Origin of the sequence: Mycolicibacterium rutilum, from assembly GCF_900108565.1 — a bacterium.
Taxonomy (GTDB): domain Bacteria; phylum Actinomycetota; class Actinomycetes; order Mycobacteriales; family Mycobacteriaceae; genus Mycobacterium; species Mycobacterium rutilum.
In genome coordinates, this window is sequence record NZ_LT629971.1 from 3,920,684 (window position 1) to 3,947,379 (window position 26,696).

General features: G+C 67.6%; 24 protein-coding genes and 2 pseudogenes. 16 read left to right on the forward strand and 10 right to left on the reverse strand.

Going from position 1 to position 26,696, the window contains the following annotated elements; all coding sequences use genetic code 11:
• Positions 1-6: 6 nt before the first annotated feature.
• Positions 7-927 (reverse strand): LysR family transcriptional regulator, encoded by a 921-nt coding sequence (locus tag BLW81_RS19025; RefSeq protein WP_083410658.1) that lies wholly within the window; start codon positions 925-927, stop codon positions 7-9.
• Between the two features lie 105 nt (positions 928-1,032).
• On the opposite strand from BLW81_RS19025, the gene BLW81_RS19030 reads away from it, so the two are divergent.
• Positions 1,033-2,514 (forward strand): FGGY-family carbohydrate kinase, encoded by a 1,482-nt coding sequence (locus BLW81_RS19030; RefSeq protein WP_083408517.1) that lies wholly within the window; start codon positions 1,033-1,035, stop codon positions 2,512-2,514.
• Positions 2,515-2,517: 3 nt separating this feature from the next.
• Here the strand turns inward: BLW81_RS19030 and BLW81_RS19035 are convergent, their stop codons facing one another.
• Positions 2,518-3,303 carry an SDR family NAD(P)-dependent oxidoreductase gene (locus BLW81_RS19035; RefSeq protein WP_083408518.1) on the reverse strand — a complete coding sequence of 262 codons (786 nt, stop codon included), beginning with the start codon at positions 3,301-3,303 and terminating at the stop codon, positions 2,518-2,520.
• Positions 3,304-3,305: 2 nt separating this feature from the next.
• Positions 3,306-4,328: a sugar-binding transcriptional regulator gene (locus BLW81_RS19040; RefSeq protein WP_083408519.1), complete on the reverse strand. Its 1,023-nt coding sequence runs from the start codon at positions 4,326-4,328 to the stop codon at positions 3,306-3,308.
• Between the two features lie 150 nt (positions 4,329-4,478).
• Here BLW81_RS19040 and eltD point away from each other — a divergent pair, with 150 nt between their 5' ends.
• The 13 genes and pseudogenes from eltD to BLW81_RS19105 all read left to right on the forward strand — a co-directional run.
• Positions 4,479-5,567: an erythritol/L-threitol dehyrogenase gene (gene eltD, locus BLW81_RS19045; RefSeq protein ID WP_083410659.1), complete on the forward strand. Its 1,089-nt coding sequence runs from the start codon at positions 4,479-4,481 to the stop codon at positions 5,565-5,567.
• Between the two features lie 65 nt (positions 5,568-5,632).
• Positions 5,633-7,012, forward strand: a complete 1,380-nt coding sequence (locus BLW81_RS19050) for an extracellular solute-binding protein (protein ID WP_407662351.1) — start codon at positions 5,633-5,635, stop codon at positions 7,010-7,012.
• 11 nt (positions 7,013-7,023) lie between these two features.
• The gene (locus BLW81_RS19055; protein ID WP_083408521.1) at positions 7,024-7,980 is read left to right on the forward strand and encodes a carbohydrate ABC transporter permease; all 957 of its coding nucleotides are present in this window, start codon (positions 7,024-7,026) and stop codon (positions 7,978-7,980) included.
• A gap of 2 nt (positions 7,981-7,982) precedes the next feature.
• Positions 7,983-8,855 carry a carbohydrate ABC transporter permease gene (locus BLW81_RS19060; RefSeq protein ID WP_083408522.1) on the forward strand — a complete coding sequence of 291 codons (873 nt, stop codon included), beginning with the start codon at positions 7,983-7,985 and terminating at the stop codon, positions 8,853-8,855.
• A complete protein-coding gene (locus BLW81_RS19065; RefSeq protein ID WP_083408523.1) occupies positions 8,855-9,970 on the forward strand; it encodes an ABC transporter ATP-binding protein in 1,116 nt (371 codons plus the stop codon). Before BLW81_RS19060 ends, BLW81_RS19065 begins: the two co-directional genes overlap by 1 nt.
• Entirely contained in the window at positions 9,967-11,103 is a 1,137-nt protein-coding gene (locus BLW81_RS19070; RefSeq protein ID WP_407662272.1) for an ABC transporter ATP-binding protein, read from the forward strand. Before BLW81_RS19065 ends, BLW81_RS19070 begins: the two co-directional genes overlap by 4 nt.
• Positions 11,100-12,845, forward strand: a complete 1,746-nt coding sequence (derK, locus tag BLW81_RS19075; RefSeq protein WP_083408525.1) for a D-erythrulose 4-kinase — start codon at positions 11,100-11,102, stop codon at positions 12,843-12,845. The genes BLW81_RS19070 and derK overlap by 4 nt, the downstream gene beginning before the upstream one ends.
• Positions 12,845-13,312: a ribose-5-phosphate isomerase gene (locus BLW81_RS19080; RefSeq protein ID WP_083408526.1), complete on the forward strand. Its 468-nt coding sequence runs from the start codon at positions 12,845-12,847 to the stop codon at positions 13,310-13,312. The genes derK and BLW81_RS19080 overlap by 1 nt, the downstream gene beginning before the upstream one ends.
• 12 nt (positions 13,313-13,324) lie before the next feature.
• Positions 13,325-14,872, forward strand: coding sequence for a sugar ABC transporter ATP-binding protein (locus tag BLW81_RS19085; protein WP_083410660.1), 1,548 nt, complete (start codon positions 13,325-13,327; stop codon positions 14,870-14,872).
• 107 nt (positions 14,873-14,979) lie between these two features.
• Positions 14,980-15,903 carry an ABC transporter permease gene (locus BLW81_RS19090; protein ID WP_407662352.1) on the forward strand — a complete coding sequence of 308 codons (924 nt, stop codon included), beginning with the start codon at positions 14,980-14,982 and terminating at the stop codon, positions 15,901-15,903.
• A 56-nt stretch (positions 15,904-15,959) separates the two neighbouring features.
• Complete coding sequence (gene thpA, locus BLW81_RS19095; RefSeq protein ID WP_083408528.1) at positions 15,960-17,009, forward strand: sugar ABC transporter xylitol/D-threitol-binding protein ThpA; 1,050 nt, start codon at positions 15,960-15,962, stop codon at positions 17,007-17,009.
• Between the two features lie 3 nt (positions 17,010-17,012).
• On the forward strand, positions 17,013-17,777 hold the full coding sequence (locus BLW81_RS19100; RefSeq protein ID WP_083408529.1) for an SDR family oxidoreductase: 765 nt from the start codon (positions 17,013-17,015) through the stop codon (positions 17,775-17,777).
• Between the two features lie 67 nt (positions 17,778-17,844).
• Positions 17,845-17,991, forward strand: a pseudogene (locus BLW81_RS19105) (3-ketosteroid-9-alpha-hydroxylase); the annotation flags it as partial.
• Positions 17,992-18,049: 58 nt separating this feature from the next.
• On the opposite strand, the gene bphC reads toward BLW81_RS19105, so the two are convergent.
• The 3 genes and pseudogenes from bphC to BLW81_RS19120 form a co-directional block, all read right to left on the reverse strand.
• Positions 18,050-18,958 (reverse strand): biphenyl-2,3-diol 1,2-dioxygenase, encoded by a 909-nt coding sequence (gene bphC, locus BLW81_RS19110; protein ID WP_083408531.1) that lies wholly within the window; start codon positions 18,956-18,958, stop codon positions 18,050-18,052.
• 9 nt (positions 18,959-18,967) lie between these two features.
• Complete coding sequence (locus tag BLW81_RS19115; protein WP_083410661.1) at positions 18,968-20,149, reverse strand: acyl-CoA dehydrogenase family protein; 1,182 nt, start codon at positions 20,147-20,149, stop codon at positions 18,968-18,970.
• Positions 20,150-20,257: 108 nt separating this feature from the next.
• Positions 20,258-20,972: pseudogene (locus BLW81_RS19120) on the reverse strand (alpha/beta fold hydrolase); the annotation flags it as partial.
• Positions 20,973-21,129: 157 nt separating this feature from the next.
• Here BLW81_RS19120 and BLW81_RS19125 point away from each other — a divergent pair.
• Both BLW81_RS19125 and BLW81_RS19130 read left to right on the forward strand, forming a co-directional pair.
• Positions 21,130-21,999: an EamA family transporter gene (locus tag BLW81_RS19125; protein ID WP_083410662.1), complete on the forward strand. Its 870-nt coding sequence runs from the start codon at positions 21,130-21,132 to the stop codon at positions 21,997-21,999.
• Between the two features lie 118 nt (positions 22,000-22,117).
• Positions 22,118-22,468 (forward strand): PNPOx family protein, encoded by a 351-nt coding sequence (locus BLW81_RS19130; protein WP_083408532.1) that lies wholly within the window; start codon positions 22,118-22,120, stop codon positions 22,466-22,468.
• Here BLW81_RS19130 and BLW81_RS19135 read toward each other — a convergent pair.
• From BLW81_RS19135 to BLW81_RS19150, 4 genes are read right to left on the reverse strand one after another with little or no spacing between them, the layout of a single operon-like run.
• Positions 22,465-23,310, reverse strand: a complete 846-nt coding sequence (locus BLW81_RS19135; protein WP_083408533.1) for an ABC transporter permease — start codon at positions 23,308-23,310, stop codon at positions 22,465-22,467. The two genes, BLW81_RS19130 and BLW81_RS19135, sit on opposite strands and share 4 nt — an antisense overlap.
• Positions 23,307-24,179 (reverse strand): ABC transporter permease, encoded by an 873-nt coding sequence (locus BLW81_RS19140; protein ID WP_083408534.1) that lies wholly within the window; start codon positions 24,177-24,179, stop codon positions 23,307-23,309. Before BLW81_RS19140 ends, BLW81_RS19135 begins: the two co-directional genes overlap by 4 nt.
• 3 nt (positions 24,180-24,182) lie before the next feature.
• Positions 24,183-25,358, reverse strand: coding sequence for a polyamine ABC transporter substrate-binding protein (locus tag BLW81_RS19145; RefSeq protein ID WP_083408535.1), 1,176 nt, complete (start codon positions 25,356-25,358; stop codon positions 24,183-24,185).
• A 46-nt stretch (positions 25,359-25,404) separates the two neighbouring features.
• Positions 25,405-26,586, reverse strand: a complete 1,182-nt coding sequence (locus BLW81_RS19150; protein WP_322788835.1) for an ABC transporter ATP-binding protein — start codon at positions 26,584-26,586, stop codon at positions 25,405-25,407.
• Between the last annotated feature and the right edge of the window lie 110 nt (positions 26,587-26,696).

Genomic DNA, 26,696 nt, shown 5'->3' on the forward strand with positions numbered 1-26,696 from the left:
AGTGATTCAGTGCTCGGCTTCCGGCCGCGGCCACTGCGCGCGCGGTAGTGCGGCGTCGCGGGGCGGCCGCATCCGGTCCAGGATCACGCGCAGCGGTGGCCAGATCGCGCGGCCGCGCCGGGTCACGGCGTAGGCGGTCAACACCGGTTTCGGGTCGGGCATCGGGAGCACCTTGACCCCGGCACTGGTCGGCCTGCCCAGCGGTAGCAGGCCGACGCCGAAGCCGGCGACGATCAGTTCCTCGACCAGATCGAGGCTGTCGATCTCGTGCGCGATGCGCGGTGCGAATCCGGCCAGCGCCGCCAGCGTCCGGACGGCGGTCTCGTCGGCGGTGTTGCGCGAGTTGACGATCCAGGTGTAGCCGGCGTATGTGCTCAGGTCGACCGGACCATCGGGAAAGTCCACCGGGACGCCGAGCCCCCAGGTGATCGACCACAGCGCTTCGGTCTCGAGCAGCGGTCCCGGCGAGGCCGGTGCCAGGTTGTACTCGTAGGTCAAGGCCAGATCAATGCTGTCGTCGTTGAGCAACGAGAACGCCTCGACCGGTTCGTACTCGCTGATGACGAGTTCGACCTCGGGGTAGGTCGCGGCCAGATCGGCCACGATGGGCAGCAGCGACACCCGGATACCGGTCGCGAAGCCGCCTATCCGCACCACACCGCTCGGTTCGGCGTCGGGGTCGAGGTCCAACCGCGCACTGTCGATGGCGGCCAGGATCGTCACCGCGTGATCCGCCAGTCGTCGCCCCGCCGGGGTCAGCCGCACCCGGCGTCCCTCCGGTTCGATCAACTGAGCGCCGGTTTCTTTTGCCAGTGCCGCGATCTGCTGCGACACCGTGGACGTGGTGAGGCGGTAGGTCTCGGCCACCGCGCGCATCGATCCGAGCCGCGACAGCGCGAGCAGCAGTTGGAGACGGCGGGTGTCCACGTGTCCATTGTTCACGATCAATGGACGATGCCGCTCATGTTCGGCGGTCATATCGAACGATCAGCGGAGCCGATCGGAGCAGGGTCCTGACGTAGGGTCTATCGCGTGGAGCTGCTGCTCGGGATCGACATGGGGACGGGGAGCACGAAAGGTGTCCTCGTCGACACCTCGGGGTCGGTCGTCGCGACCGAAACCATCCCGCACTCCATGGACTTGCCTCGCCCGGGTTGGGCCGAGGTCGACGCGGAGGCGGTGTGGTGGCGCGAGGTGTGCGCCATCAGCCGGGCGCTGATGGCCAAGGTGCCCAGCGGCGGTGTCCTCGGTGCGATGTGCGTCAGCGGTGTCGGGCCCTGCCTGGTGCTGTGCGACGCCGATCTGCGGCCCCTGCGGCCGGCCATCCTGTACGGCGTCGACACCCGGGCCACCGCCGAGATCGCCGCACTGACAGCCGAGTTCGGTGCGCAGAACATCATGGCCGAGGCGGGTACGGTGCTGTCGAGCCAGGCGGTGGGCCCGAAGCTGGAGTGGGTGCACCGGCACGAGCCCGACGTGTTCGACCGGGCCAGAGGCTGGTACGGGTCCAACTCCTACATCGCGGCGAAGCTGACCGGCGAATACGTGATGGACCATCACACCGCGAGCCAGTGCGACCCGATGTATGTGACCAAGGACTTCGACTGGAACCATCAATGGGCGCAACGCATTTGCCGACATCTGCCGCTGCCGCGGCTGGCGTGGCCCAGCGAGGTGGTGGGGACCGTCACCGCCGAAGCCGCCGCCGCGACCGGCGTGCCGGCCGGCACCCCGGTCGCGGCCGGTGCGGTGGACGCCTACTCCGAGGCCTTCTCGGTCGGTGTGCGTGCTCCCGGCGACCAGATGCTGATGTACGGCTCGACGATGTTCATCGTGCAGGTCATCGACGAGTACTACAGCGATCCGGCGTTGTGGATCACTGCGGGCGTCGAGCGCGGCAGCCTCGCGCTGGCGGCGGGCACGTCGACGGCGGGCAGCATGATCAGCTGGCTGCAGACCGTGACCGGCGGTGCCTCTTTCGAGGATCTGATGGCCGAAGCGCAGGCCGTTCCGCCGGGCAGCGAGGGACTGGTGGTGCTGCCGTACCTCGCCGGCGAGCGCACCCCCGTGTTCGATCCGCAGGCCAGGGGAGTCGTCGCCGGGCTGACGCTGCGGCACGGCCGCGGCCACCTGTTCCGGGCCGCCTACGAAGGCATCTCGTTCGGCATCCGCCAGATCCTGGAGCGGTTCGACGACGCCCACGCCGGCACCAGGACCGTCGCCGTCGGTGGCGGTCTGCGCAGCCCGATCTGGACGCAGGCCGTCAGCGACATCACCGGGCGCTCACAGCTGATCCCGGAACAGGCCATCGGGGCCAGCTACGGCGACGCGCTGCTCGCCGGGATCGGGGCCGGGTTGGTGCCGCCGTCGACCGACTGGGCCAAGATCGCGCGCGAGGTCAAGCCCGACCCGGCCAACCGCGCGCTCTACGACGAGCTGTATGCCGTGTGGAGCGAGCTGTACCCCGCCACCCGGCCGCAGGTGCACCGACTCACCTCGATGGACCCCGGCTGAGCGTCAGCCCATCGTGTAGCCGCCGTCGACGGGGATGTCCACACCGTTGACCATGCTCGCCAGATCCGAGGCCAACCACACCACCGCGTCGCTGACCTCGTGCGGAACGGCGAAGCGACCCAACGGAATCCGCGCAAGCATCGGGGCCGCCTTGGCCTCCTCGCCCCACACCCGCTGACCCATCTCGGTCAGTACCACCGTCGGGCACACCGAGTTCGCCCGGATGCCGTGCGGCCCGAGCTCGCGGGCCAGCACCTTGGTCGCCATGACGAGACCGGCCTTGGACGCGCAGTACGCGTAGTGATCCGGCAGCGGCGCCAGGGCGGCCGCCGACGCCACGGTGATGATCGACCCGCCGGTCCCGGCCTCCGCCATCGCGGCACCCACGATCGACGCCAGCAGCGCCGGGGCCCTCAGGTTCACCGCGATCGTCGCGTCGAACTGCGCGGGGTCGGTCTGCGTCACCGGCTGCGGATACGAGACGCCGGCGTTGTTGACGAGCACATCGAGCCCGCCGAAGGCGTCGAGCGCCGTGCTGGCGAGCGCAGCCGGCCCGTCGTCGGCAGCGAGATCTACGGCCGCCGTGCGGATCTCGACGCCGAACTCATCGGCCAGCGTTGCGCGTGCCGTGTTCAGCTCGGCGTCGTCGCGTCCGCTGAGCACCAGGGTGGCCCCGGCCGAGGCGAACGCGCGCGCGATGTCGGCGCCGATCCCCTTGGTGGCGCCGGTGATCAGCGCGCGTTTTCCGTCGAGTCGCAATGCGCCGGCGTAGCGGGCCTCGCTGACCATTGTCACGTCTGCTCCAGATGATTGAGGAGGGCCGACGCCGTCGCCGGGTCGGTGACCAACTGGTTGAAGTACCCGCCGCGGGCGCCGGCGATGATCGAGTCGATCTTGTCGGTGCCGACGGCCACCGCGATGGTGACCGGGATGTGCCGCAGCGCTTCGAGTTCCACGGCGATCAGGCGGTCGCTGCCCTCGAACTCGACCGGCTCGCCCGCGCGATCGAAGAACCGCGAGCACACGTCACCGACGGCCGCGCGCAACGACGTCGACTCGGTCGGCACGAACCGGGGGATGTCGGCACGCATCAGCGGCGGCGCCCCCACGCCCATCAGCGCACACCTGGCGTGCGGCCACAGGTGGAGCACCCGCTGAATGGTGGGGTCGTTGAGCAGTGAGGGATACAGGTCGGGACCCGGGAGTGCCGGTGCGAACAGGTAATTGGGCCGACCGGCGACACGGTCGGCGATCAAGCGGGTGATCTCGTTGGTCTGATACCAGGCCTCGGGCTGATCGTTGCCACCGACCGTCGGAGCCACCAGCACCCCGGGCAACGGCGCCAGGTCGTACTGCGCCACCTCGTAGACCGTGCGGCCCGACGACACCAGCAGCACATCACCGGGCAGCAACCCGGCCGCGGACAGCGCACGACCGACGGCGGGTGCCAGCACACCGCCCATGACGTCCAAATGGCTGCGCCCGGGACCCGGTGTCGGCAATGGCAGGCTCAGCACCACGCTGGTCAACGACAGCGCGCGCGCAAGCCTGTCGGACAGATCGCCGACCGCGACCTCGGCGGGCGGCACCACCTCGATGCGGACGATGCCGCGCCGTTTGGCCTCGGCCAGCAGCCGGCTGACCGTTGCGCGGCTGGTGCCGAGCCGGTTCGCCACCTCGGCCTGGGTGGCGTCCTCGGTGTAGTACAGCTTGGCCGCTTGGTACAGCAGCGACGCCGGAAAATGCCCGGCCTCACCGTCAGTCGCGGAATCGGCGCCTGCGGGAGTAGACGACGGCCGAGCGGTCCTGGGCATGCGCCGAGTATGCCATCTGAACATCTGTTCTCGGTAGATGTTCTATGAACATGTGTTCTGGACATTTGTGCACCGGTGGCGTTAGTGTGACTGCACCCACATCGCCGCGCAGGTGATGACTGCCGGACAGCGACGTTGACAGGAGTGCAGATGTCGGACCCGATCCGCGAGAAGATGCAAGCGGTGATCTGCCACGGCCCCCACGACTACCGACTCGAAGAGGTCGCGGTGCCGGTGCGCCGGGCGGGTGAGGCGCTGATCAAGGTCGAAGCCGTCGGTATCTGCGCCAGCGATCTGAAGTGCTACCACGGCGCCGCGAAGTTCTGGGGCGACGAGAACCGCCCGGCGTGGGCCGAGACGATGGTCATCCCCGGGCATGAATTCGTCGGCCGGGTCGTCGAACTCGACGACGAAGCCGCCGAGCGGTGGGGCATCGCCGTCGGCGACCGGGTGGTCTCCGAGCAGATCGTGCCGTGCTGGGAGTGCCGGTTCTGCAAGCGCGGCCAGTACCACATGTGCCAGCCGCACGACCTCTACGGGTTCAAGCGCCGGACCCCCGGCGCCATGGCGAGCTACATGGTGTATCCGGCAGACGCGCTGGTGCACAAGGTTTCTCCCGAGGTCCCGGCGCACCACGCCGCGTTCGCCGAGCCGCTGTCGTGCTCGTTGCACGCCGTGGAGCGCGCGCAGATCACCTTCGAGGACACCGTCGTGGTCGCCGGCTGCGGCCCGATCGGCCTCGGCATGATCGCCGGCGCCAAGGCCAAGAACCCGATGCGCGTCATCGCCTTGGACATGGCCCCCGAAAAGCTCAAGCTCGCCGAGAAGTGCGGGGCCGACCTGACGATCAACATCGCCGAACAGGACGCCGAGAAGATCGTCAAGGACCTCACCGACGGTTACGGCGCCGATGTGTACCTTGAAGGCACCGGCCACACGTCGGCGGTGCCGCAGGGCCTGAACCTGTTGCGCAAGCTCGGACGCTACGTCGAGTACGGCGTCTTCGGCAGCGACGCGACCGTCGACTGGAGCATCATCAGCGACGATAAGGAACTCGATGTGCTCGGCGCACATCTCGGACCGTACTGCTGGCCCGCGGCGATCAAGATGATCGAGTCCGGTGTGCTCCCGATGAACGAGATCTGCACTCATCAGTTGCCTCTCACCGAATTCCAGCAAGGCCTCGACCTGGTGGCCAGCGGAAAGGAATCGGTCAAGGTCTCCCTGATCCCTGCCTGACGAAAGCGACTGTGATGAGCCGAGAATTGCGACCCGGACCGCACCGCCAGTTGTCGAGGCGGAACATGTTGGCGGCCATGGGGCTGGCCGGAGCGGCGGCAGTGAGCCTGCCGGTGCTGTCGGCCTGCGGCGTCGGGGGCCGCACCAACGCGCCCAACGGGGCGTCGGAGGTCACCGGTGGGTTCGACTGGAAGAAGGCTTCCGGGTCGACCATCAACCTGCTGCAGACCCCGCACCCGTACCAGCAGTCGTATCAACCGCTGCTCAAGGAGTTCACCGAACTGACCGGGATCAACGTCAACGTCGATCTCGTTCCGGAGGCGGACTACTTCACCAAGCTCAACACCGAGCTGGCCGGTGGCACGGGCAAGCACGACGCGTTCATGCTGGGCGCCTACTTCATCTGGCAGTACGGCCCGCCCGGGTGGATCGAGGACCTCAACCCGTGGCTGCAGAACAGCTCGGCCACCAACGCCGAGTACGACTTCGAGGACATCTTCGAGGGTCTGCGCACCTCGACCCGGTGGGACTTCGAGCTCGGCAACCCGCTGGGCACCGGTGGGCAGTGGGCGATCCCGTGGGGGTTCGAGAACAACGTCGTCGCCTACAACAAGGCGTACTTCGACCAGCGTGGCATCACGCGGCTGCCGGACAACTTCGACGACTTCATTCAGCTCGCGGTCGATCTCACCGACCGGTCCGAGAACCGCTACGGCATCGCCACGCGCGGCTCGAAGTCGTGGGCCACGATCCATCCGGGATTCATGACGCAGTACGTCCGCGAGGGTGCGGTCGACTACACCTTCGACGGCACCGATCTGGTGGCGGAGATGGACAGCGACAAGGCCGTCGAATTCACACGCAAGTGGATCGAGATGCAGCACAAGGCCGGTCCGACGTCGTGGACGACGTATGACTATCCGAACGCCACCGGCGACCTGGGCGACGGCACGGCGATGATGGTCTACGACGCCGACAGCGCCACCTATCCGAAGAACAAGCCCGGCGCCAGCGCCGAGGCGGGCAACCTCGGGTGGTACGCGGGCCCGGCCGGACCGGACGGCAACTACAAGACCAACCTGTGGACGTGGACGTGGGCGATGAACGCCAACTCCCGCAACAAGTTGCCTGCCTGGCTGTTCATCCAGTGGGCCACCGGCAAGGAGTCGATGAACAAGGCCGTCGAGGGCGGCATCTACGCCGATCCCGTGCGGCAGTCGGTGTTCGACACCACCTTCAAGCGGATCGCCGCCGACCAGTACGGCTACCTCGAGGCGTTCGAGACCGTCATCGGTTCATCGAAGATCCAGTTCACGCCGCAGAAGAAGTTCTTCGACACCACCAAGGACTGGGCGGTGGCGCTGCAGGACATCTACGGCGGTGACGACGCGGCCTCCCGGTTGCGCAGCCTGGCCAAGACGAACACCTCCAAGGTCAACCTGTAGGAGCCGGCGACATGACACTGCAGACATCCCAGCACCCGGCTCCGGCAACGGAACCGGTCGACCGGCGGGCCGCGGGCGCGGTGCCGGAGGTCCCGACCTGGCGGCGCAAGCTGCGGCCCTACCTGTTGTCGGTGCCGGCGGTCCTGATCGTCGTCGGCATCCTGTACCCGTTCGCGGTGGGCGCCTACTACGCCTTCCTCAATTACGCTGCGGTGAACCCGGATCCACACTTCGTCTGGTTCGAGAACTTCAAATCTGTTCTCGGCGATCAGATCTTCTGGCAGAGCGCCAAGGTCACGGCGATCTTCGCGGTGCTGGCCACGGTCATCGAGACGGTCATCGGGGTCGGCCTGGCGCTGCTGCTGAATCGGTCGTCGTTGATCGGGCGGATGTTCGAGAAAGTGCTCATCCTGCCGCTGATGATCGCGCCGGTCATCGCGGGCGTGATCTGGAAGCTGATGTTCAACCCGCAGTTCGGCATCCTCAATCACGTTCTCGGGCTGGGCAACACGTTCGACTGGTTGTCGTCGACCAACGCGCTGTGGTCGGTGATCCTCGTCGACCTGTGGATCTTCACACCGTTCGTCGCGATCCTGGTCCTCGCCGGGATCCGGTCACTGCCCAAGGAGCCGTTCGAAGCGTCCGAGGTCGACGGCGCCGGCTGGTTCTACATGTTCCGCAAGCTGATGCTGCCGATGCTGTGGCCCTACATCCTGGTCGCGGTCATCTTCCGGTTCATGGACAACCTCAAGGTGTTCGACCACATCTACGTGCTGACGGCGGGCGGTCCCGGTGTGGCCACCCGCACCCTGCAGATCGGAGCCTTCGAGGACTCCATCATCAACCTCGACTACTCCCGCGGCAGCACCTACATGCTGCTGCTGTGGGTGATCGTGTTCATCACCGCGCGCTACCTGGTCAGCGTGCTGGGCAAGGCGCAGCGCCGTGCTGCCGGGGCGGAGTCGTGAGCATGTTCAACAAAGCCGAATTGCTGCCGGGCCAGAAGCGCTGGTCGATCGGATCGGTGGCCGCCGACGTCGGGCTGGTGTTCTGGTTCGTGTTCTCGCTGTTCCCGATCTTCTGGATGCTGATGCTGGCACTGAAGAACGCCGAAGAGCAGACCACGACGTACTTCGCGTTCAGCCCGACGTGGGAGAACTTCGCCACGGTGCTCAGCGACAAGGGCACGCAGATGACGAGCGTCGACTTCAAGGCGTCGCTGCTGACCAGCCTGCTGAACTGCGGTGGCGCGGTGCTCGTGTCGCTGGTGATCGGCATCCCCGCGGCCTACGCCGCCGGGCGTTGGCAGTACCGGGGCAGCAACGACCTGATGTTCACCATGCTGTCGTTCCGGTTCGCGCCGGAGCTGATGGTGATCGTGCCGCTGTTCGTCATCTACAACCAGATCGGGCTGTTCGACACCAAGGTCGGGATGATCTGGGTTCTGCAGCTGGTGACCATGCCCCTGGTGGTGTGGATCCTGCGGTCCTACTTCCAGGACCTGCCCGACGACCTCGAGCAGGCCGCGCTGCTCGACGGCTACACCCGCCGGCGCGCATTTCTGATGGTGGCGTTGCCGATCGTGCGTCCGGGCATCGCGGCCGCCGCGCTGCTGGCGTTCATCTTCGCGTGGAACAACTACGTGTTCCCGCTCATCCTCGCCGACACCAACGCCGGCACGGTGACGGTCGCGATCACCAAATTCCTCGGCGGCGGTGGCCAGGCCTACTACAACCTGACCGCCGCGGCCGCCATCATCGCCGCGCTGCCACCGCTGATCCTGGCTCTGACCATTCAGCGGTACCTGGTGCGCGGCCTGTCGTTCGGGGCGGTGAAAGCCTGATGGCTACGGTTTCGATAGCCGACGTGCACAAGTCGTTCGGCAAAGCCAAAGCGGTTGACGGGATCTCGGTCGACATCGCCGACGGCGAGTTCTTCGTCATCCTGGGTCCCAGCGGTGCGGGCAAGACCACCACGCTGAAATCGGTTGCGGGTCTTGTCGACATCGACTCCGGGGCGGTCCACATCGGCGGGAACGACGTCACCCGGGTGGAGCCGTACCACCGCAATGTGGCGATGGCGTTCGAGAGTTACGCGCTGTACCCGCAGAAGACCGTGGCCGAGAACCTCGCGTCCCCGCTGAAGTCCGGGCGCACCGGGCGCTACACCGAAGCGCAGCGCGCCGAGCGCATCGACCAGGTCACGTCCACGCTGGGGATCAACCACCTCCAGCAGCGGCTTCCGCGCGAGCTGTCCAACGGCCAGCGCCAGCGCGTGGCACTGGGCCGCGTGCTGGTCCGGCCTGCCGACATCTACCTCCTCGACGAACCGCTGAGCCACCTCGACGCCAAGCTGCGCGCCTCGATGCGGGCCGAACTCAAACAGCTCGGCGCGATGAGCAACACCACCACGATCTACGTCACCCACGACTACCAGGAGGCGCTGGCACTGGGCGACCGGATCGCGGTGATGCGCGAGGGCCGCCTGGTGCAGATCGGCACCCCGGAGGAGATCTGGCGCCAACCGGCGGACACGTTCGTCGCCAAGGCGCTCGGTCAGCCCGAGATCAACCTGCTCGACGGTGTCGTCGACGACGGCCGAATCCGGCTCGGAGACGGGACGTTCGACGTCGCGGTGCCCGCCGGGGTGTCCGCGCAACGTGGCGACCGGGTGCGTGTCGGTCTGCGTCCGTGCGACCTGCACGTCACCTCCACGGCAGACAACCTCCGAGGCCGCGTGCTGCTCGCCGAACGTCTCGGCCGAAACATCGAACTCACCGTCACCATCGGCGGCACCCAGCTGATCGTGCTCACCTCGGGGCGCCACGGTGTCGGCGAGGGTGACGAGGTGTCGATGACGATCGCCGACAACGACATCCACGTGTTCGCCGCGGGTGACGGCGACACCCCGCGGCTGGGTGCGTCCGGCCGCACGTCCGAACTGGAGGCAGCACAGTGAGTGTGACCACGACGCGGTCTCGCGCCGGGCGGGCCGCCGACGCGTCGACGGCCCAGAGCCTCACGCTGACCGACCTCGTCAAGGTGTACCACGGCCGCGAGGACGTGCCCGCGGTCAACGGCATCAACCTCGCGATCGAGCCCGGCGAACTGGTCGCGCTGCTCGGCCCCTCGGGTTGCGGTAAGACGACCACCCTGCGGATGATCGCCGGGCTCGAAACGGTCACCAGCGGCTCCATCCGGATCGGTGACCGGGAGGTGTCGGGCCTGCCCGCCGCCAAACGGGGTGTCGGCGTGGGCTTCGAGAGCTACGCGCTGTACCCGCCGATGTCGGTGCGCGACAACCTGCTCTACGGGTTGAAGGCCCGCAAGGTCAAAGGTGCCGAGCAGATGGTGGCCTCGATCAGTCGGCGGCTGGAGATGGACGACATGCTCGGGCTCCGCCCGGCCGGGCTGTCCAGCGGCCAGAAGCAGCGGGTCGCGCTGGCGCGGGCGCTGGTGCGCAACCCACCGGTGCTGCTGCTCGACGAGCCGCTGTCCCACCTCGACGCGTCGGCGCGTCAGCGGGTCCGGCGCGAATTGAAGGTCCTGCAGCGCGAATTCGGCTACACCACCATCGTCGTCACCCACGACCAGGTGGAGGCGCTGTCGCTGGCCGACCGGCTCGCGGTGATGGACGCCGGCGTGGTGCAGCAGTTCGGCACCCCCGACGAGGTGTTCGACGATCCGGCCAACCTGTTCGTCGCCCAGTTCGTCGGTGAGCCGCAGATCAACGTGCTGCGCGGGGTGGTGCGTGTGCGCGACGGCCGGGCACGGGTGGAGATCGGCGCCGATGCCGGCGCTCTGGACACCGCCGTCACCGGTGTCGCCGACGGCACTGCGGTCACGGTCGGTATCCGACCGCAGGACTGCGCGCTCACGACCGCAGGCAGCGGAATCGCCGCCACTGTCGCCTACTTCGAGCATCTCCTCGAATTCGGGTTGGCCACCTGCACGGTCGCCGGAATCGAGGAGGGCGTGATCGTGCAGACGCCGGCCGCCGAACGCTACGAGCCCGAGCAGCGGGTCACCGTCACGGCGCCGCCGGAGCGGGTGTACCTGTTCGACGCGGAGTCGGGGGAGCGGCTGCGATGACCATGCTGTGCAATGACCCGGCCAAGTTCACCGACGACATGCTGGTCGGCTTCCTCGACGCCAATGCGCGCTACGTCGTGGGCGTGCCCGGCGGTGTGGTGCGGGCCCACAAGACCCGGCCCGGCAAGGTGGCCGTGGTGATCGGCGGAGGCTCCGGCCACTATCCGGCCTTCTGCGGAACCGTCGGCCCGGGATTCGCCGACGGAGCGGTCGTCGGCAACATCTTCACCTCGCCATCGGCGGAGGAAGCCGCCTCGGTGGCGCGCGCCGCGCACTCCGACGCGGGGGTCCTGCTCACCACCGGCAACTACGCAGGCGACGTGATGAACTTCGGGCTGGCCGTCGATCAGTTGCGCAGCGAGGGCATCGACGCGCACTACTTCGCGGTCACCGACGACGTCGCGAGCGCACCGCGCGGTGAGGAAGCGAAACGACGCGGAATCGCAGGCGATTTCACGGTGTTCAAGTGCGCGAGCGCAGCCGCTGAGGAGGGACTGGACCTCGCCGGTGTGGTCCGCGTCGCCGAGGCGGCCAACGCCGCGACCCGCACGCTCGGCGTCGCCTTCGACGGCTGCACGCTGCCCGGCGCGGACCACCCGCTGTTCACGGTGCCCAAGGCGCAGATGGGTGTCGGCCTCGGCATCCACGGCGAACCCGGCGTGGCCGAGGAACCGATGCCCACCGCGGCGGAACTGGCCGCCACCCTGGTCGACGGCGTCCTCGGGGACCGGCCGGATGCTGCCGAACGGCGGATAGCGGTGATCCTCAACGGTCTCGGCCGCACCAAGTACGAGGAACTGTTCGTGCTGTGGGGGGCGGTATCACGGCTGCTTCGCGAGCGGGGCTACACCATCGTCGAACCCGAGGTCGGCGAACTCGTCACCAGCCTCGACATGGCGGGATGCTCGCTGACGGTGATGTGGCTCGACGACGAGCTCGAAAGGTACTGGACGGCACCCGCGGACACCCCGGCCTACCGCAAGGGCGCGTCGGCCATCGCGGCCCCAGCCGGTGAAGTCCGCAGCGCGCAGGATCTCCAAACCACCTCGGAGGCAGCCGATCTCGCCGAGCAGGCCGACGACGACGGACGCAGCGGCGGTCGGGTCGTGGTCCGCGCGCTGACCGCGATGGCGGCGATGCTGGCTGAGGCCGAGGAGGAACTCGGGCGGATCGACGCGGTGGCGGGCGACGGTGATCACGGCCGGGGCATGGTGAAGGGATCGGCCGCGGCGCAACAGGCCGCCGGCGGCGCCGCCGAGGCAGGAGCGGGGCAGGGCTCGGTGCTGGCCGCGGCAGGCAAGGCGTGGGCGGCCAAGGCGGGCGGTACTTCCGGCGTGCTGTGGGGCGCGCTGCTCACCGCGTTCGGGTCCCGGCTCGGCGATACGGGCACACCGGACCTCGCGACCGTCGCCGCCGGACTGCGCGACGGCTACAACGCGCTGATCGAGCTCGGTGGGGCGGCGCCGGGGGACAAGACCATGCTCGACGCGCTGCTGCCGTTCGTCGAGGAGATGGAACGCCGCGCCGCCGCCGGTGATTCGTGGATCGAGGCGTGGCGTGCGGCAGCGGATGTGGCCGCCGACGCTGCGCGCGCAACGGCGGACATGCGACCGAAGGTCGGCCGCGCGCGCCCGCTCGCGGAGCGCAGCGTGGGAACCCCGGACGCGGGTGCCACCTCACTGGCAATGTGCGTGCGAACCGTCGCGGACTGCTTCACCTCCGTCAAGCAGGGAGAAAACTGATGGCTCGCCTGCGGGTCGTCGTCGGCTCCGACGACGCCGGCTACGAATACAAAGAGGCGCTCAAGGGTGATCTGAGCGCCGACCCGCGCGTCGAGGTCGTCACCGACGTCGGCGTCGGCTCCGACGAGAACACCGCCTATCCGCACGTGGCGGTAGCGGCCGCCCGAATCGTCGCCGAGGGCAAGGCGGACCGGGCGCTGCTGGTCTGCGGGACCGGGCTCGGCGTGGCGATCAGCGCCAACAAGGTGCCCGGTGTGCGCGCCGTGACCGCCCACGACAGCTTCTCGGTGGAACGGTCGGTGCTGTCCAACAACGCCCAGGTGCTGTGCTTCGGTCAGCGCGTCATCGGCCTGGAACTGGCGCGCCGGCTCGCCCGCGAATGGGTGGGTTACGAGTTCGATCCGCAGAGCCCGTCGGCAGCGAAGGTCGAGGCGATCGAGAAGTACGAAGAGCCGATCGCGAACTAGATGGAGACGTCGATGGCTGCGCCGTTGCTCGAATGCTCGGGCATCACCAAGAGTTTCGGGGGTGTGCCCGTGCTCAAAGGAGTGGATCTGCGGCTCGAGCCGGGCACCGTGACGGCACTGGCCGGTGAAAACGGTGCCGGCAAGTCGACGCTGATGAAGATCATCTCCGGGCAGTACAGCGCCGACTCCGGCACCGTCGCCGTGGGCGGGCGGCACCTCGCCGCCGGGAACACCCGCGATGCGGTCAAACACGGTGTGGCGATCGTGCCGCAGGAGCTGGCCTCGATCGAGGACCTGACCGTCTACGAAAACCTGTTCGTCGGACGTGAACTCACCCGTGGACCGTTCCTCAACCGGCGCGCCATGATCGAGGAGGCCAAAGAGACGCTCGCGGTGTTCGATGTGGCGATCTCGCCGACCGCGAGGATCGGCAGCCTGCCCGTGGGCCTGCGCCAGATCGTCGAGATCGTGAAGGCTGCCCGCACCGGCGCCAAGGTGCTGATGCTCGACGAGCCCACGTCGGCGATCTCCGAGCGTGAGGTCGAAGGCCTCTACCGCATCGTGCGCCGGCTGCGTGACCACGGTGTGGCGATGGTCTACACGACGCACAAGATGGCCGAGATCCGCGCGATCGCCGACCGTGTGGTGGTGTTGCGTGACGGTGGGCTGATCCTGGACAAGACGATCGAGGACGTCTCCGACGACGACATCGTCACCGCGATGATCGGCCGTGAACTCGATGCGCTGTTCCCGCAGCGACCGCAACCCGGGACCGAACCCGTGCTCGAGGTGTCCGGTCTGCAGGTCGAGGGCGCCTCCGGGCCGGTGTCGTTCACGGTCAAGGCCGGTGAGATCGTCGGGCTCGCCGGGCTGGTCGGCGCGGGCCGCACCGAGTTGCTCGAAGCGATCTTCGGGGCGCGCCGCACGACGGCGGGCACCGTGACCGTGCGCGGCCGCGCAGTCGCACGCAACCAGCCCGCCGCGGCGATCGTCGCGGGAATGGCGATGGTGCCCGAGGACCGCAAGCTCGCCGGCGCGGTGCTGTCGATGAGCGTGCTCGACAACGCCACCCTGCCGCGGATGGGAGCGTTCTCACTGGCCGGCTGGCTGCGCGGAAAGGCCCGCAGCGCAGCGGTTTCGGAAGCGATGTCGTCGGTGCGCCTGCGCAGCCGCGGGCTCGGCCAGGAAGTCGGCACACTCTCGGGCGGCAACCAGCAGAAAGTGGTGCTGGCGCGCTGGCTGACCGAAAACGTCAACGTGCTGCTGCTCGACGAACCCACCCGCGGCGTCGACGTCGGCGCCCGCAGCGAGATCTACCGCATCATCACCGATCTCGCGGCCAACGGGATGGCGGTGCTGATGGCGTCCTCGGACATGCCCGAGGTCGTCGGGTTGTCGCACCGCGCCTTCGTCATGCGCGCCGGAATGCTGGTCGGCGAACTCGACCGCGACTCGCTCGACCACCCGGCCGTGCAGGAATCGGTCTTCCGGCTGGCCACCGCGCTGGACGCCGCACCGCCGGCCCCGTCACCCGAACCCGATCAGGAGGCCGCATCGTGACGACCAAACTCGACGGCGAGGACACCGCGTCTTCGCGTACGCCCAGCGTGGCCTCACCGGCCACCGGCGAGCCGGTGCGGCTGTTCTCCCGCGAATGGTTCGCGGGCATGGCGCTGCGTTACGCGATGGTGCTGGTGATGGTGCTCGTCATCGCCTATTTCAGTTACCGCAGCGCGCGATTCGGCACGGTGGACAACCTCGTCACGATCCTGGTGGCGGCCGCCCCGTTCGCGTTGATCGCGCTCGGCCAGACCCTGGTGATCCTCACCGGCGGCATCGACCTGTCGGTCGGCAGCGTGATCGCGGTGTCGGCGATGGCCGGTGCCGCGACCGCCAAGGCCAATCCCGGCCAGGTGTGGATGACCGTGCTGGTCGCCATGTTCGTCGGGCTGTTCGTGGGATGCATCAACGGCGTGCTGGTGTCACGGCTCAACGTGCCGCCGTTCATCGCGACGCTGGGCACGCTGACCGCGGGCTCGGGCATGGCCTATGTGATCGGCGGCGGAGCACCCATCAACGGGCTGCCCGCCGAGTTCGGGGCGATCGCCAACACCAAGATCCTCGGGCTGCAGATCCCGGTGCTGCTGATGATCGTCGCGATCATCGCGTTGGCCGTCATCATGAAACGCACCACCTACGGCCTGCGCGTCTACGCGGTCGGCGGTAATCGGCACGCCGCCGAGATCGCCGGAATCAACGCCAAGAACGTGCTGTTCAGCGTCTACGCGTTCTCCGGGCTGCTGGCCGGGCTGTCGGGGGTGATGCTCGCGTCGCGGGTCATCTCCGGGCCGCCCAACCTGGGTCAGGGTTACGAGCTCGACGCCATCGCCGCGGTGGTGATCGGCGGGGCCAGCCTGATGGGCGGTCGCGGCTCGGTGTGGGGAACCGCGTTGGGCCTGCTGATGATTCAGACACTCAACAACGGACTCGACATCCTGGTGGTGCCCGCCTACTGGCAGGACGTCATCAAGGGTGTGCTGATCGTCTCCGCCGTCGCCGTCGACGTGTGGTCGTCGAGGCGCCGAACTTGACCCCCGCCATGCACGGTTTTTAGAAGTTCACCAACACTCAACGAGAAAGAAGACACATGAGACTGGGTACGAAGATGTTCGCGGTCGCCTCCGCGGCCGCACTGGGCTTCGGCATGACGGCATGCGGTGCCGGCGACACCGAGGCCAACAGCGACACCACCCGCATCGGCGTGTCGGTGTACGACATGAGCTCGTTCATCACCGCGGGCAAGGAGGGCATGGAGGCCTACGCGAAGGACAACAACATCGAATTGGTCTGGAACTCGGCCAATCTCGACGTGTCCACGCAGGCCAGCCAGGTCGACTCGTACATCAACCAGGGTGTCGACGCGATCATCGTGGTCCCGGTCCAGGCGGATTCGCTCGCGCCGCAGGTATCGGCCGCCAAGGCCAAGGGAATTCCGCTCGTTCCCGTCAACGCCGCGCTCGACAGCCCGGACGTGGCGGCCAGTGTCCAGCCCGACGACGTGGCCGCCGGTGCGCAGGAGATGCAGATGATGGCCGACCGCCTGGGCGGTCGCGGCAACATCGTCGTGCTGCAGGGTCCGCTCGGCCAGTCCGGTGAACTCGACCGCAGCAAGGGCATCGAGCAGACGCTGGCGAAGTACCCCGACATCAAGGTGCTGGCCAAGGACACCGCGAACTGGAAGCGCGACGAGGCCGTCAACAAGATGAAGAACTGGATCTCGGGCTTCGGACCGCAGATCGACGGGGTCGTCGCGCAGAACGACGACATGGGTCTCGGTGCGCTGCAGGCCCTCAAGGAGTCGGGCCGTACCGGTGTCCCGGTCGTCGGGATCGACGGCATCGAGGACGGTCTCAACGCCGTCAAGAGCGGTGAGTTCATCGGCACCTCGCTGCAGAACGGCACGGTCGAACTGTCGGCCGGTCTCGCCGTCGCCAACGCGCTCGCCAAGGGGGAGCAGGTCAACACCAAGCCGGTGTACATCATGCCCGCCATCACCAAGGACAACGTCGACGTCGCGATCCAGCACGTGGTGACCGAACGGCAGCAGTTCCTCGACGGCCTCAGCGATCTGACCAAGAAGAACCTCGAGACCGGCGACATCGCCTACGAGGGCATCCCCGGCCAGACGCAGCCCTGAGACATGTCAGACAACCCAGTCGACTTCGACTTCCGTCTTGACGGCAAGGCCGCCCTGGTGACCGGCGGAGCCGCCGGCATCGGGGCGGCCATCGCCGCCGCCTTCGCGCGCAAGGGTGCCCGGGTCGCGGTCGTCGACCTCGATGAGCAGGGCGCGGTCGACGCGGCCGCGGCGCTGCCGACCGAGAGTCGCGGATTCCGTTGCGACGTAGCCGATCCCGATTCGGTGCGCGGCGCCGTCGACGCGGTGCTCGCAGAGTTCGGGCGGATCGACATTCTGGTCAACAGCGCCGGTGTCGCGCTGCTCGCCCCGGCCGCGGAGCTGTCGGTCAAGGCGTGGGACGCGACCATCGACGTCAATCTCAAGGGCACGTTCCTGATGTGCCAGGCGGTCGGGACGTCGATGCTCGAATCGGGCGGCGGGGTCATCGTCAACATGGCGTCGCAGGCGGCCAGCGTCGCGCTCGATCAGCACGTGGCCTACTGCGCGTCGAAATCCGGCGTCGTGGGGGTGACCAAGGTGCTGGCCTCCGAGTGGGGACCACGCGGCGTGCGGGCCAACACGATATCGCCGACGGTGGTGCTGACCGACCTGGGCCGCAAGGCGTGGGAAGGGCCGCACGGCGACGCGTTGAAGAAGCAGATCCCCACGGGCCGGTTCGCCTATCCGGACGAGATCGCCGCCGCCGCAGTGTATCTGGCCTCCGATGCGTCGGCGATGGTCAACGGCGCCGACCTGCTCATCGACGGCGGCTACACCATCAGGTAGCGCGGCTCACCGCCTGATGATCGGGACAATCGCCGAAGCGGTCGTCGAAAACGGTTACAACATGGCGATGGGCATCGATGTCGAGGTCCGCCAGATCGAGGCCGAGGCGGCGCTGTCGGGGTTCGCCAGGGGTTGGCACTGCCTCGGGCTGGTCAAAGATGTCGGGGACGGGAACTCGCGCCAGATTTTGGCGTTCGGCAAGACGCTGGTGGTCGTGTTCCGGGCAGCGGCTGCCGGCTGAACGCGGATCGTCGACGACACCGCGTAGCCGCTCACGGGCGCATCGCCGCCGGAAGGTCGGACACCCACTCATGGCCCCAGTAGCTGTCGGCGGTGATTTCCTCTGCGGTGTAATAGGTCTCGTCGACCCGTATCCCGTCGGTGCCGAACTCGATGTCCCAGTCGCCGGGCGCGCGCACGTAGAACGACACCATCTTGTCGTTGGTGTGCCTGCCCAGCGTGGAGGACAGCTGGAAGCCGTCCTTGTTCACCCGGTCGAGCGCCTGCCCGACCGCGTCGAGGCTGTCGACCTCCACCATCAGGTGGATCAGGCCGGGGTCGCGCAACGTCATCGCCGGACAGATCGCCAGGCTGTGGTGGCGCTCGTTGAGCCCCAGGAACCGCACGCGCAGCGGCCCGAACTCCGGCGGCGTCGGCACCCGAAACGCTCCGCGCGACTTGAAACCCAGTACCTCGGTGTAGAACTGGAACAGGCCGGGCACGTCGAGGGCCGGCAACACGACGTGGCCGAGTCCCTGCGCGCCGGTGACGAACCGGGCGCCAAACGGCGTCACCACCGGGCTGTGGTCGAGCACCGCGCCGTGGAACACCTCGGTGGAGGTGCCCGCGGGATCGTCGAACGCGATCACCTCTTCGACGCGGCGGGCGTCGGCCTCGGCGAGGGACAGGTCCTTGACCGGTATTCCTGCACCGTCGAGGGCGGCCTTGACCCGTGTCAGGGCCGCGTGGTCGCGGACTTCCCACCCGACGGTGACGATCTTGTCGACATCGCCGGGGACCACGATGATGCGGGCCGCGCGTTCGTCCATGCGCAGGTACAGTGCGTCGCTCTCGGGGCCTGAGCCCTCGGCGAAGCCGAGCACCTTGAACGCGAAGTGGCGCCAGCGGTCGATGTCGGTGGCCTGGACCTTGACGTAGCCGAGGCTTTTCAGGTCGCCCATTGCGTCCCTCTAGATCATCGCTCGCAGCGGACCCTGCGGATCCACGCCCAGCGAGCTCAGTGCCGAGGCGTGAAACACCGTGCCCGGCACGTGGATTGCGTGCAGCTGGCCTACGTGCACGTCACGCCAGTACCGCTGCAACGGTTTGTCCATCCGCGCGGCGTTGCCGCCCGAGCGGGCGAAGATCTCGTCGACGGCCGACACGGCGCGCCACACCGCCCGGATCTGGGTGCGGCGCCCGGCGGCCCGGTCCTCGAAGCTGACCTCCTTGCCCGCGGCCACCATGTCGTAGATGCGGTCGGCGTTGGCCAGCAGTTCCTGGCGGGCGGCGTTGATGTCGGCGGCCGCCTCGCCGACGGCGTACATGACATACGGGTCGTCCTTGATCGCGACCCCGCTGGAGTTCACCCGCTCGCACTGATAGTCCAGGTGCGCGGCCAACGCGCCCTCGGCGATCCCGATCGTGGCGGCCGAGATCCCGAGCGGGAACATCGTCGACCACGGCATCAGGTACAGCGGTTCGGTCATGCCGGCTTCGCGCTGCGCGGTGCCGTCCATCACCTTCATCGCGTCCATCGTCCGGTACTCCGGCACGAAGGCGTCTTTGACGATGACATCCTTGGAGCCCGTGCCGCGCAGGCCCACCACGTTCCAGGAGTCCTCGACGATCTGGTAGTCGGGTCGCGGCAGGATCATGTGCAGCATCTGCGGGGGCATCAGCGGTTTGCCGTCGGCGTCTCCGAGCATGGCGCCGAGGATGATCCAGGCGCATGCGTCGGTGCCGGAGCTGAACTGCCAGCGTCCGTTGAAGATGTAGCCGCCGTCGAGCGGCCTGGCCACGCCCTGCGGCGCGTACGGCGATGCCATCCAGGTGTCGATGTCGTCGGCCCAGACTTCGTCGCCGACGCGCGGATCGGCGTAGGCGAGCTGATACGGGTGCACCCCGACCACGCCGTTGATCCAGCCCGCCGCGGGATCCAGCGCCGCGGTGGCCATCACGGTTTCGGCGAACTCGCGCGGGTGCACCTCGTAGCCGCCGTGCTTCTTGGGCTGCAGCAGGCGGATCGAGCCTGCGGCCTTCATCGACTTGACCGTGGCGTCGGTCAACCGTCCGATCTTCTCGGCCTCTTCTGCTTGCTCCCTGAACTGGTCGGCCAGTTCCATCACCCGGTCGAGTACGCGCTCGCTCATGCTGGTGTCCTCACTGTGTGCGTGCGCACGACTGTGTGCCTGCACTTGATGGTCTACCGCACGGCGCGCCTCGCAGGGGGCCGATTCGAGTTCGTTGCCCGCGCCGTCCTACGTGCGTGTGAGAAACGCCAGGACAACGCTTTCCAACGCCTCCTTGGCTTCGATCATCGCCCAGTGCCCGCAGTTGGGGAACACATGCAGTTCGGCCGAGCGCATCGGGATCAACGCCATGTCCAACGGGCTGACCCGGTCGTAACGTCCCCACGTCAACAGGGTGGGTGCGGCGACCTTATGCATCTGCGCCCACGGGAGCGGCGCATCGCTGCTACGCATGAACGCCAACATCTGCGCGAATGCCGCCCTGCCGTACATGCGCCGCGCTGCCGCCAGAGTCTCCGGATCTGTTGCCAGCTGCCAGCGTTCCTCGATCAGCTGTCCGGTGACCAGCGACTGCTCGTAGACCATCGAGTTGAGCCAGTCGACCAACCGCTGCTGCGTCGGGTCCTCCATGAATTCCTGCAGGAGGAAAATGCCTTCGCTGGGGCCGGGACTGAAGATATTCATGCCGATGCCGCCGATGGTGACCCACCGGCCGATGCGGTCGGGATGGTGAATCGCGAAGTTGACCCCGCCGCCGCCCATCGAGTTGCCGATGATGGCGATGCGGTCTATTCCCAACGCATCCAGGAACGGTAAGACCGCGCTCTGCGCGGTGATCATCGGATGACCATCGACGTCGTCGCTGACCCCTAATCCGGGGAAACTCGAGGATCACGCAGCGGAAGCGCTCGGCGAACGTGGGCAGGATGCCCCGACTCGTGCGTTGAAAGCTGCTGTGCCGGGCAGATACTCAGCCTGCCACCGGCTGAGCCTTGGTGTTGGACCCCGGTCGGCCCTTTGGAAACCGTTCAGCAATCGTGAACGGTATGTCCGCGGAAATCACGTGGACGCGAACGGTGACGATCCCGTTCAATGCAGACATGCTGGGTCAGGCGCGCACGGGTGCGGTGATGGCGATCGCCGCGATGCTGTGCGTGCAGACCGGCGCCGCGATCGCGGTCACCCTGATCGACCGGGTGGGAGTGGAGGGCGCGGCCTGGCTGCGGCTGGTCTGGGCCGGTGTGCTGATGCTCGTCATCGTCCGGCCCCGGCCAACGGCGTTCACCTGGGCCACTTTTCGGATGTGTGTCGTGCTCGGCGTGGTGACCGCCGGAATCACGCTGCTGTTCATGGCGGCGCTGGCCCGCATCCCGTTGGGCACGGCGAGCGCTGTCGAGTTCCTCGGCCCGTTGGCGGTGGCGGTGACTCACGGCACCGGTCGCGGCCGACTGCTGTGGCCGGGCCTCGCCGCGCTGGGCGTGCTGCTGCTCACCGAACCGTGGACCGGCGCGGTGGACCCCGTCGGCGTGTTGTACGCGCTGGCGTCGGGGCTGTGCTGGGCGCTCTACATCCTGCTGACGCAGCGGGTCGGCGACCAGGTGGCCGGCATCAACGCGCTCGCGGTGTCGATGCCCGTCGCGGGCCTGGTCGCGACCCTGACCGTCGGACATCTTGTGCTGCCGCGGCTGACCCCGGAGGTGCTGCTGATCGGCATCGGCCTGGCGATCCTGCTGCCGGTGGTGCCGTTCGTCCTCGAACTGATCGCCCTGCGGAAGTTGACCACCGCTGCGTTCGGCACGCTGATGGCGCTCGAACCCGGTTTCGCGATGCTGATCGGGCTGATCGTGCTGACCCAGGTGCCCGGACCGACCGGGGTGATCGGCATGTGCCTCGTCGTCGCCGCGGGAATGGGTGCTGCCCGCGCGGGCGCGCGCACCCCGCCGGTGGTGCCCGCCGAGGTGGGGACCTGACGGGTCGCTGCCGCGCTCTTTTTGCGCCGATTTCGACGCCAGGGCTGTGATCTGCCCGGATTCACGACCCTGACGTCGATCTCGGCGAAGCACGCGCCGCCGACGATAGATTGGGCGCATGGAACGCGGAATCTTCGGCTCACCCCTCGTCGGGGTGGTCAACAAGCTCGTCGTCGGCCTGATCGACGCGCCCGTAGCCGGTGGGTTCGTCCGCAAGGCGATGATCAAGATCCGCTACGTCGGGCGACGTTCGGGCAAGACGATCGAGACCCCGGTCGGATACCGGCGCGACGGAGACGACGTCGTCATCGGCGTGGTGGCGCCCGACAAGAAGGTGTGGTGGCGCAACTTCCTCGACGAGGGCGGGCCCATCACGCTGCTCGGCCTCGACGGCCGTGACCGCAGCGGCCACGCCGTCGCCCACCGTGACGCGCAGGGCCGCGTCGAGGTGCGGGTGACCCTGGGCTAGGTGTCGATCCGCTTGCGCCGGTACAGCGTTCCGAGCGCCAACAGGATCAGGCTGATCACCAGGATCGCGGTCGCGAGCACGTTGATCTGCGGCGGCACCGCCGCCTTGACCGCCGCGTTGACGAACAGCGGGTAAGTGACCGTCGACCCGCTCACGAAGTACGTGATGATGAAGTCGTCGAGGGACAACGCGAACGACAGCATGCCCGCTGCGACGATGCCGGGCACGATCAGCGGCAACGTCACCCTGAAGAACGTGCGGGTCGGGCTCGCGCCCAGATCCATCGACGCATCCTCGAGTGTCCAGTCGAACCCGCGGACCCGCGCGCGGACCGTCATCGCGATGAAGCTCACCTCGAAGGCGATGTGCGCCAACACGATCGTGGTGTAGCCGGTCGCCCACCCCAGGTCCAGGAAGAGCACCAGCAGCGCGGCACCCATCACAACCTCGGGCGCGGTCAGCGGCAGGATGAGGAAGGTGTCGACCGCTCGCTGGCCCCGCCACCGTTGCCGCACAAGGGCTATGGCCACCAGCGAGCCCAGCACCAGCGCGACCGCGGTGGACACCGCCGCGACGTTGATGCTCAGCTTCAACGCCTCGGTCAGCGCCGGATACTTGAACGGGTCGGCCCAGTTGTCGAGGGTGAAGCCCTGCCAGCTGTAGTTGAACTTGCCCTTGGGCTTGTTGAACGAGAACAGCACGATCACGAAGATCGGCAGGAACAGGTAGAGCAGCACCAGGCCCGCGACAATGCGCAGCAGGACGTCGCCCCACCTCGGCGAGCCCTTCACTTTCTTGGCCGGCGCGTCGGAGGTGACGTCGGCCATCGCCTGAAGGGTCATACGAGGTCCTCCGTGCCCAGCGCCCGGGTGTAGAGCAGCACCCCGGCGAGAATGATCGCCATCAGCACCATGCTCAACGCCGCCGCGGCCGGGTAGTCCTTGACCACCAGGAACTGCTGTTGGATCACGTTGCCGATCATCGTGGTCTGTGTGCTGCCGAGATACTCGGCGTTGATGAAGTCACCCGCGGCCGGGATGAACACCAGCAGGCTGCCCGCCAGCAGACCCGGCATCGACAGCGGCAGAATCACTTTGGTGAAACTGCGGGTGTTCGACGAGTACAGGTCCTTGGACGCCTCGATCAACCGCGGGTCGATCTTCTCCAAGCTCACATACAGCGGCAGGATCATGAAGATGATCCAGTTGTAGGTCAGCCCGCCGATCACCGCCCAACTCGTCGACAGCAGCCGCCCGTCGCTGAGCAACCCGAGCGAGTCGAGCGCGCTGACCACCCAACCGTCGTCGGCGAGAATGGTTTTCCACGCGATGGTGCGGATCAGGAACGTGACGAAGAACGGCAGGATCACCAAGCCGAGGATCAAATTCTTGAACCGGCCCGCCTTGAACGCGATCACATACGCCAGCGGAAACGACAGCAGCACACACAGCACCGTCGCGGTGATCGCGTAACCGAACGACCGCAGGATCTGGTCCTGGTACTTGCCGAACGCCTCGGTGTAGTTACTGAAGTCCCACGAGAACGTCAGCGTCGGAAGAAAGATCGACCCGCTCGCCGACGACAACGACGTGCGCGCCAGAGAGAAGAACGGCACGACGAAGAAGATCGCGAGATACACCATCGCGGGCAGGATCATCAGGTAGGGGGCGATCCTGCTGCGCTGGCGGCCGCTGCTGGCAACTCCTGCCATGCATCAACCGCCGGTGACTGCGGCGTACAGGGTGGCGTACTGCTGCTTCTGCTCGTCCTGCAGGGGCGCCCACGCCTTCACCCGGTCCAGGGTTTCCTGCGGCGGGTTGATCAACGCGTTGCTTGCCAGGTTCGGGTCGATCTTGTTGAGCTCCTCGGTCATGTCGGCCAGCACGGGCACGAACTGGGTGAACGCGACCAGCTTCGCGTAATTGGCCTTGTCGTAGACGTAGTCGATGTAGGCCTCGGCCGCCTTCTGGTTCTGGCTGGTGTACGGGATGACCATGGTGTCGAGGAAGTCGGTGCCGCCCGAGTCGGGCACCACGAACTGCAGGTCGGGATTGTCGGCCTGCAGCTGCACGACGTCGCCCGAATATGCCTGGGCGATAACGACATTGCCGGCGGCCAGGTCGTCGGCGTAGTCGTTGCCGGTGAACCGGCGGATCTGGCCCTTGTCGTTCTGCTCGCGAACCAGGTCCACGGCCTTCTGCACCGACTCGGTGCTCGGCGCCGACGGATCACCGCCCTGCGACTGCATGATCATGCCGAGCCCGTCCTGGAAATCGGTGAACAGGCTGACCCGGCCCTTGAACGCCGGATCCCACAGGTCCTCGATGCGGGTGATCTCGCGGCCGGTGGCGGCGCGGTTGTAGGCCAGCCCGACCATGCCGGTCATGTACGGCGCGCTCCACTTGCGGCCCGGGTCCATCTGCGCGTCGAGCATGTCCTTGCGCAGGTTCTTCTTGTTCGGGATGCCGTCGGCGCTGAAGTCGTTGACCCAGCCCAAGTTATGGATCTGCGTGGCCATGAACGAGGTGGGCACCACCAGGTCGGCGCCGATGTCCTGCTTACGCGACAGCGGTTCCTTGGCCTTGGCGAACCATTCCTCGTTGTCGTTGAAGTCTTCCTTGTAGTCGACGGTGATCCCGGACGCCTGCTGGAATCCCGCGATGAAACCGTCGGCCATGTACAGCGGCCAGTTCGAGATGCGCAGCGTGCCGCTGGCGGGGCCACCTTCCTCGGTGGTGCTGCCGGAGGTGCCGCTGTCGGAGCCGCAGGCGGTCAGGATGGTCGGTCCGAGCGCCAGCGCGGCGGCGGCCGCCGCGCCACCACCGAGGAAGCGGCGGCGCGAGGTGCGGTTGGCGGCGAAGCGGGCGAGGCGGGGATCCAACTGGGACATGGCGTCTGAGCCTTTCGTCGAGGGGTGGGGGAGTAGCAGTCGGCGGTTACGAATCGTCGAGCATCTCCTCGAGATCCTCGGTCGTCGGGATGTCGGCGGCGGGCAGCACCAGCGACGCCTCAGGCGCCCAGCACACGTGCACCTGATCGCCCGGGCGCAGCAGCGGCAGCTGCTGTTCGGGTCCGACGTGGGCGACGATGGGCGAGTCGTCCGGCGCCGCCAGCGACAAGCGCACCACCGGCCCCTGGAACGTCAGGTCGGTGACCGTTGCGCGGACGGTGGCGACATCGCCGGCCGGGGCGTCGGTCGACACCCGGACCCGTTCGGGTCGCACCATCAGCGTGGCGTGCCCGCCGGGCTCGATCGTCGTGTCTCCGGGCCGGGCCTTGAGCGTGGTGCCCAACACCTCCACCTCGACGAAGTCGCGGTTGGCGCGGCCGGTCTGCGTCCCTGACCACAGATTCGCCTGCCCGATGAAGCTGGCGACGAAGACCGTCGACGGCCGGTCGTAGATCTCGGTGGGCGTGCCGATCTGGTCCACGTTGCCGGCGTTCATGACCGCGATGCGGTCACTCATCGTCAACGCTTCCTCCTGGTCGTGGGTCACGTAGATGAACGTGATCCCGACCTCGCGCTGGATCCGCTTGAGTTCGAACTGCATCGCGTGACGCAGTTTGAGGTCCAGAGCGCCGAGGGGTTCGTCGAGCAGCAACGCGCTCGGGTAGTTCACCAGCGCCCGCGCCAGCGCGACCCGCTGCTGCTGCCCACCCGAGAGCTGGCCGGGCCGGCGTTCGGCGAAATCGGTGAGCCGCACGATCTCGAGCAACTCATCGACGCGCTTTTTCACCTCCGTTTTGTCGAGTTTCTTGCTGCGCGGCCCGTAGGCGACGTTGTCCCAGACCGACATGTGCGGGAACAGCGCGTAGTGCTGGAAGACGGTGTTGACGTTGCGCTTGTGCGGCGGCACCCGCGACACGTCGGCCCCTTCGAGCCGGATGGCGCCGTCGGTCGGGCTCTCGAACCCGGCGATCATGCGCAGCGTGGTGGTCTTACCGCAGCCGGACGGGCCGAGCATCGAGAAGAACTCCCCGGACGCGATCGAGAAGTCGGCGTCGGCGACGGCGACGTAATCGCCGAAGCGTTTGGTGACGTGGTCGATCTCGATGACGGGCGAACCCTTGGGGCGGGTCGCCCCGTCGTGTCCCGACGATTGGTCGACGGCGGTGATACGTGAACCGGTCAGTGCGGATCCTCCTCCAACAGCCCCCCGAGCTGTGGATAAACAATCGCGGATCGGACGGACCTTCGCAAGCGATTCCGCAACGAATTTACAAATCC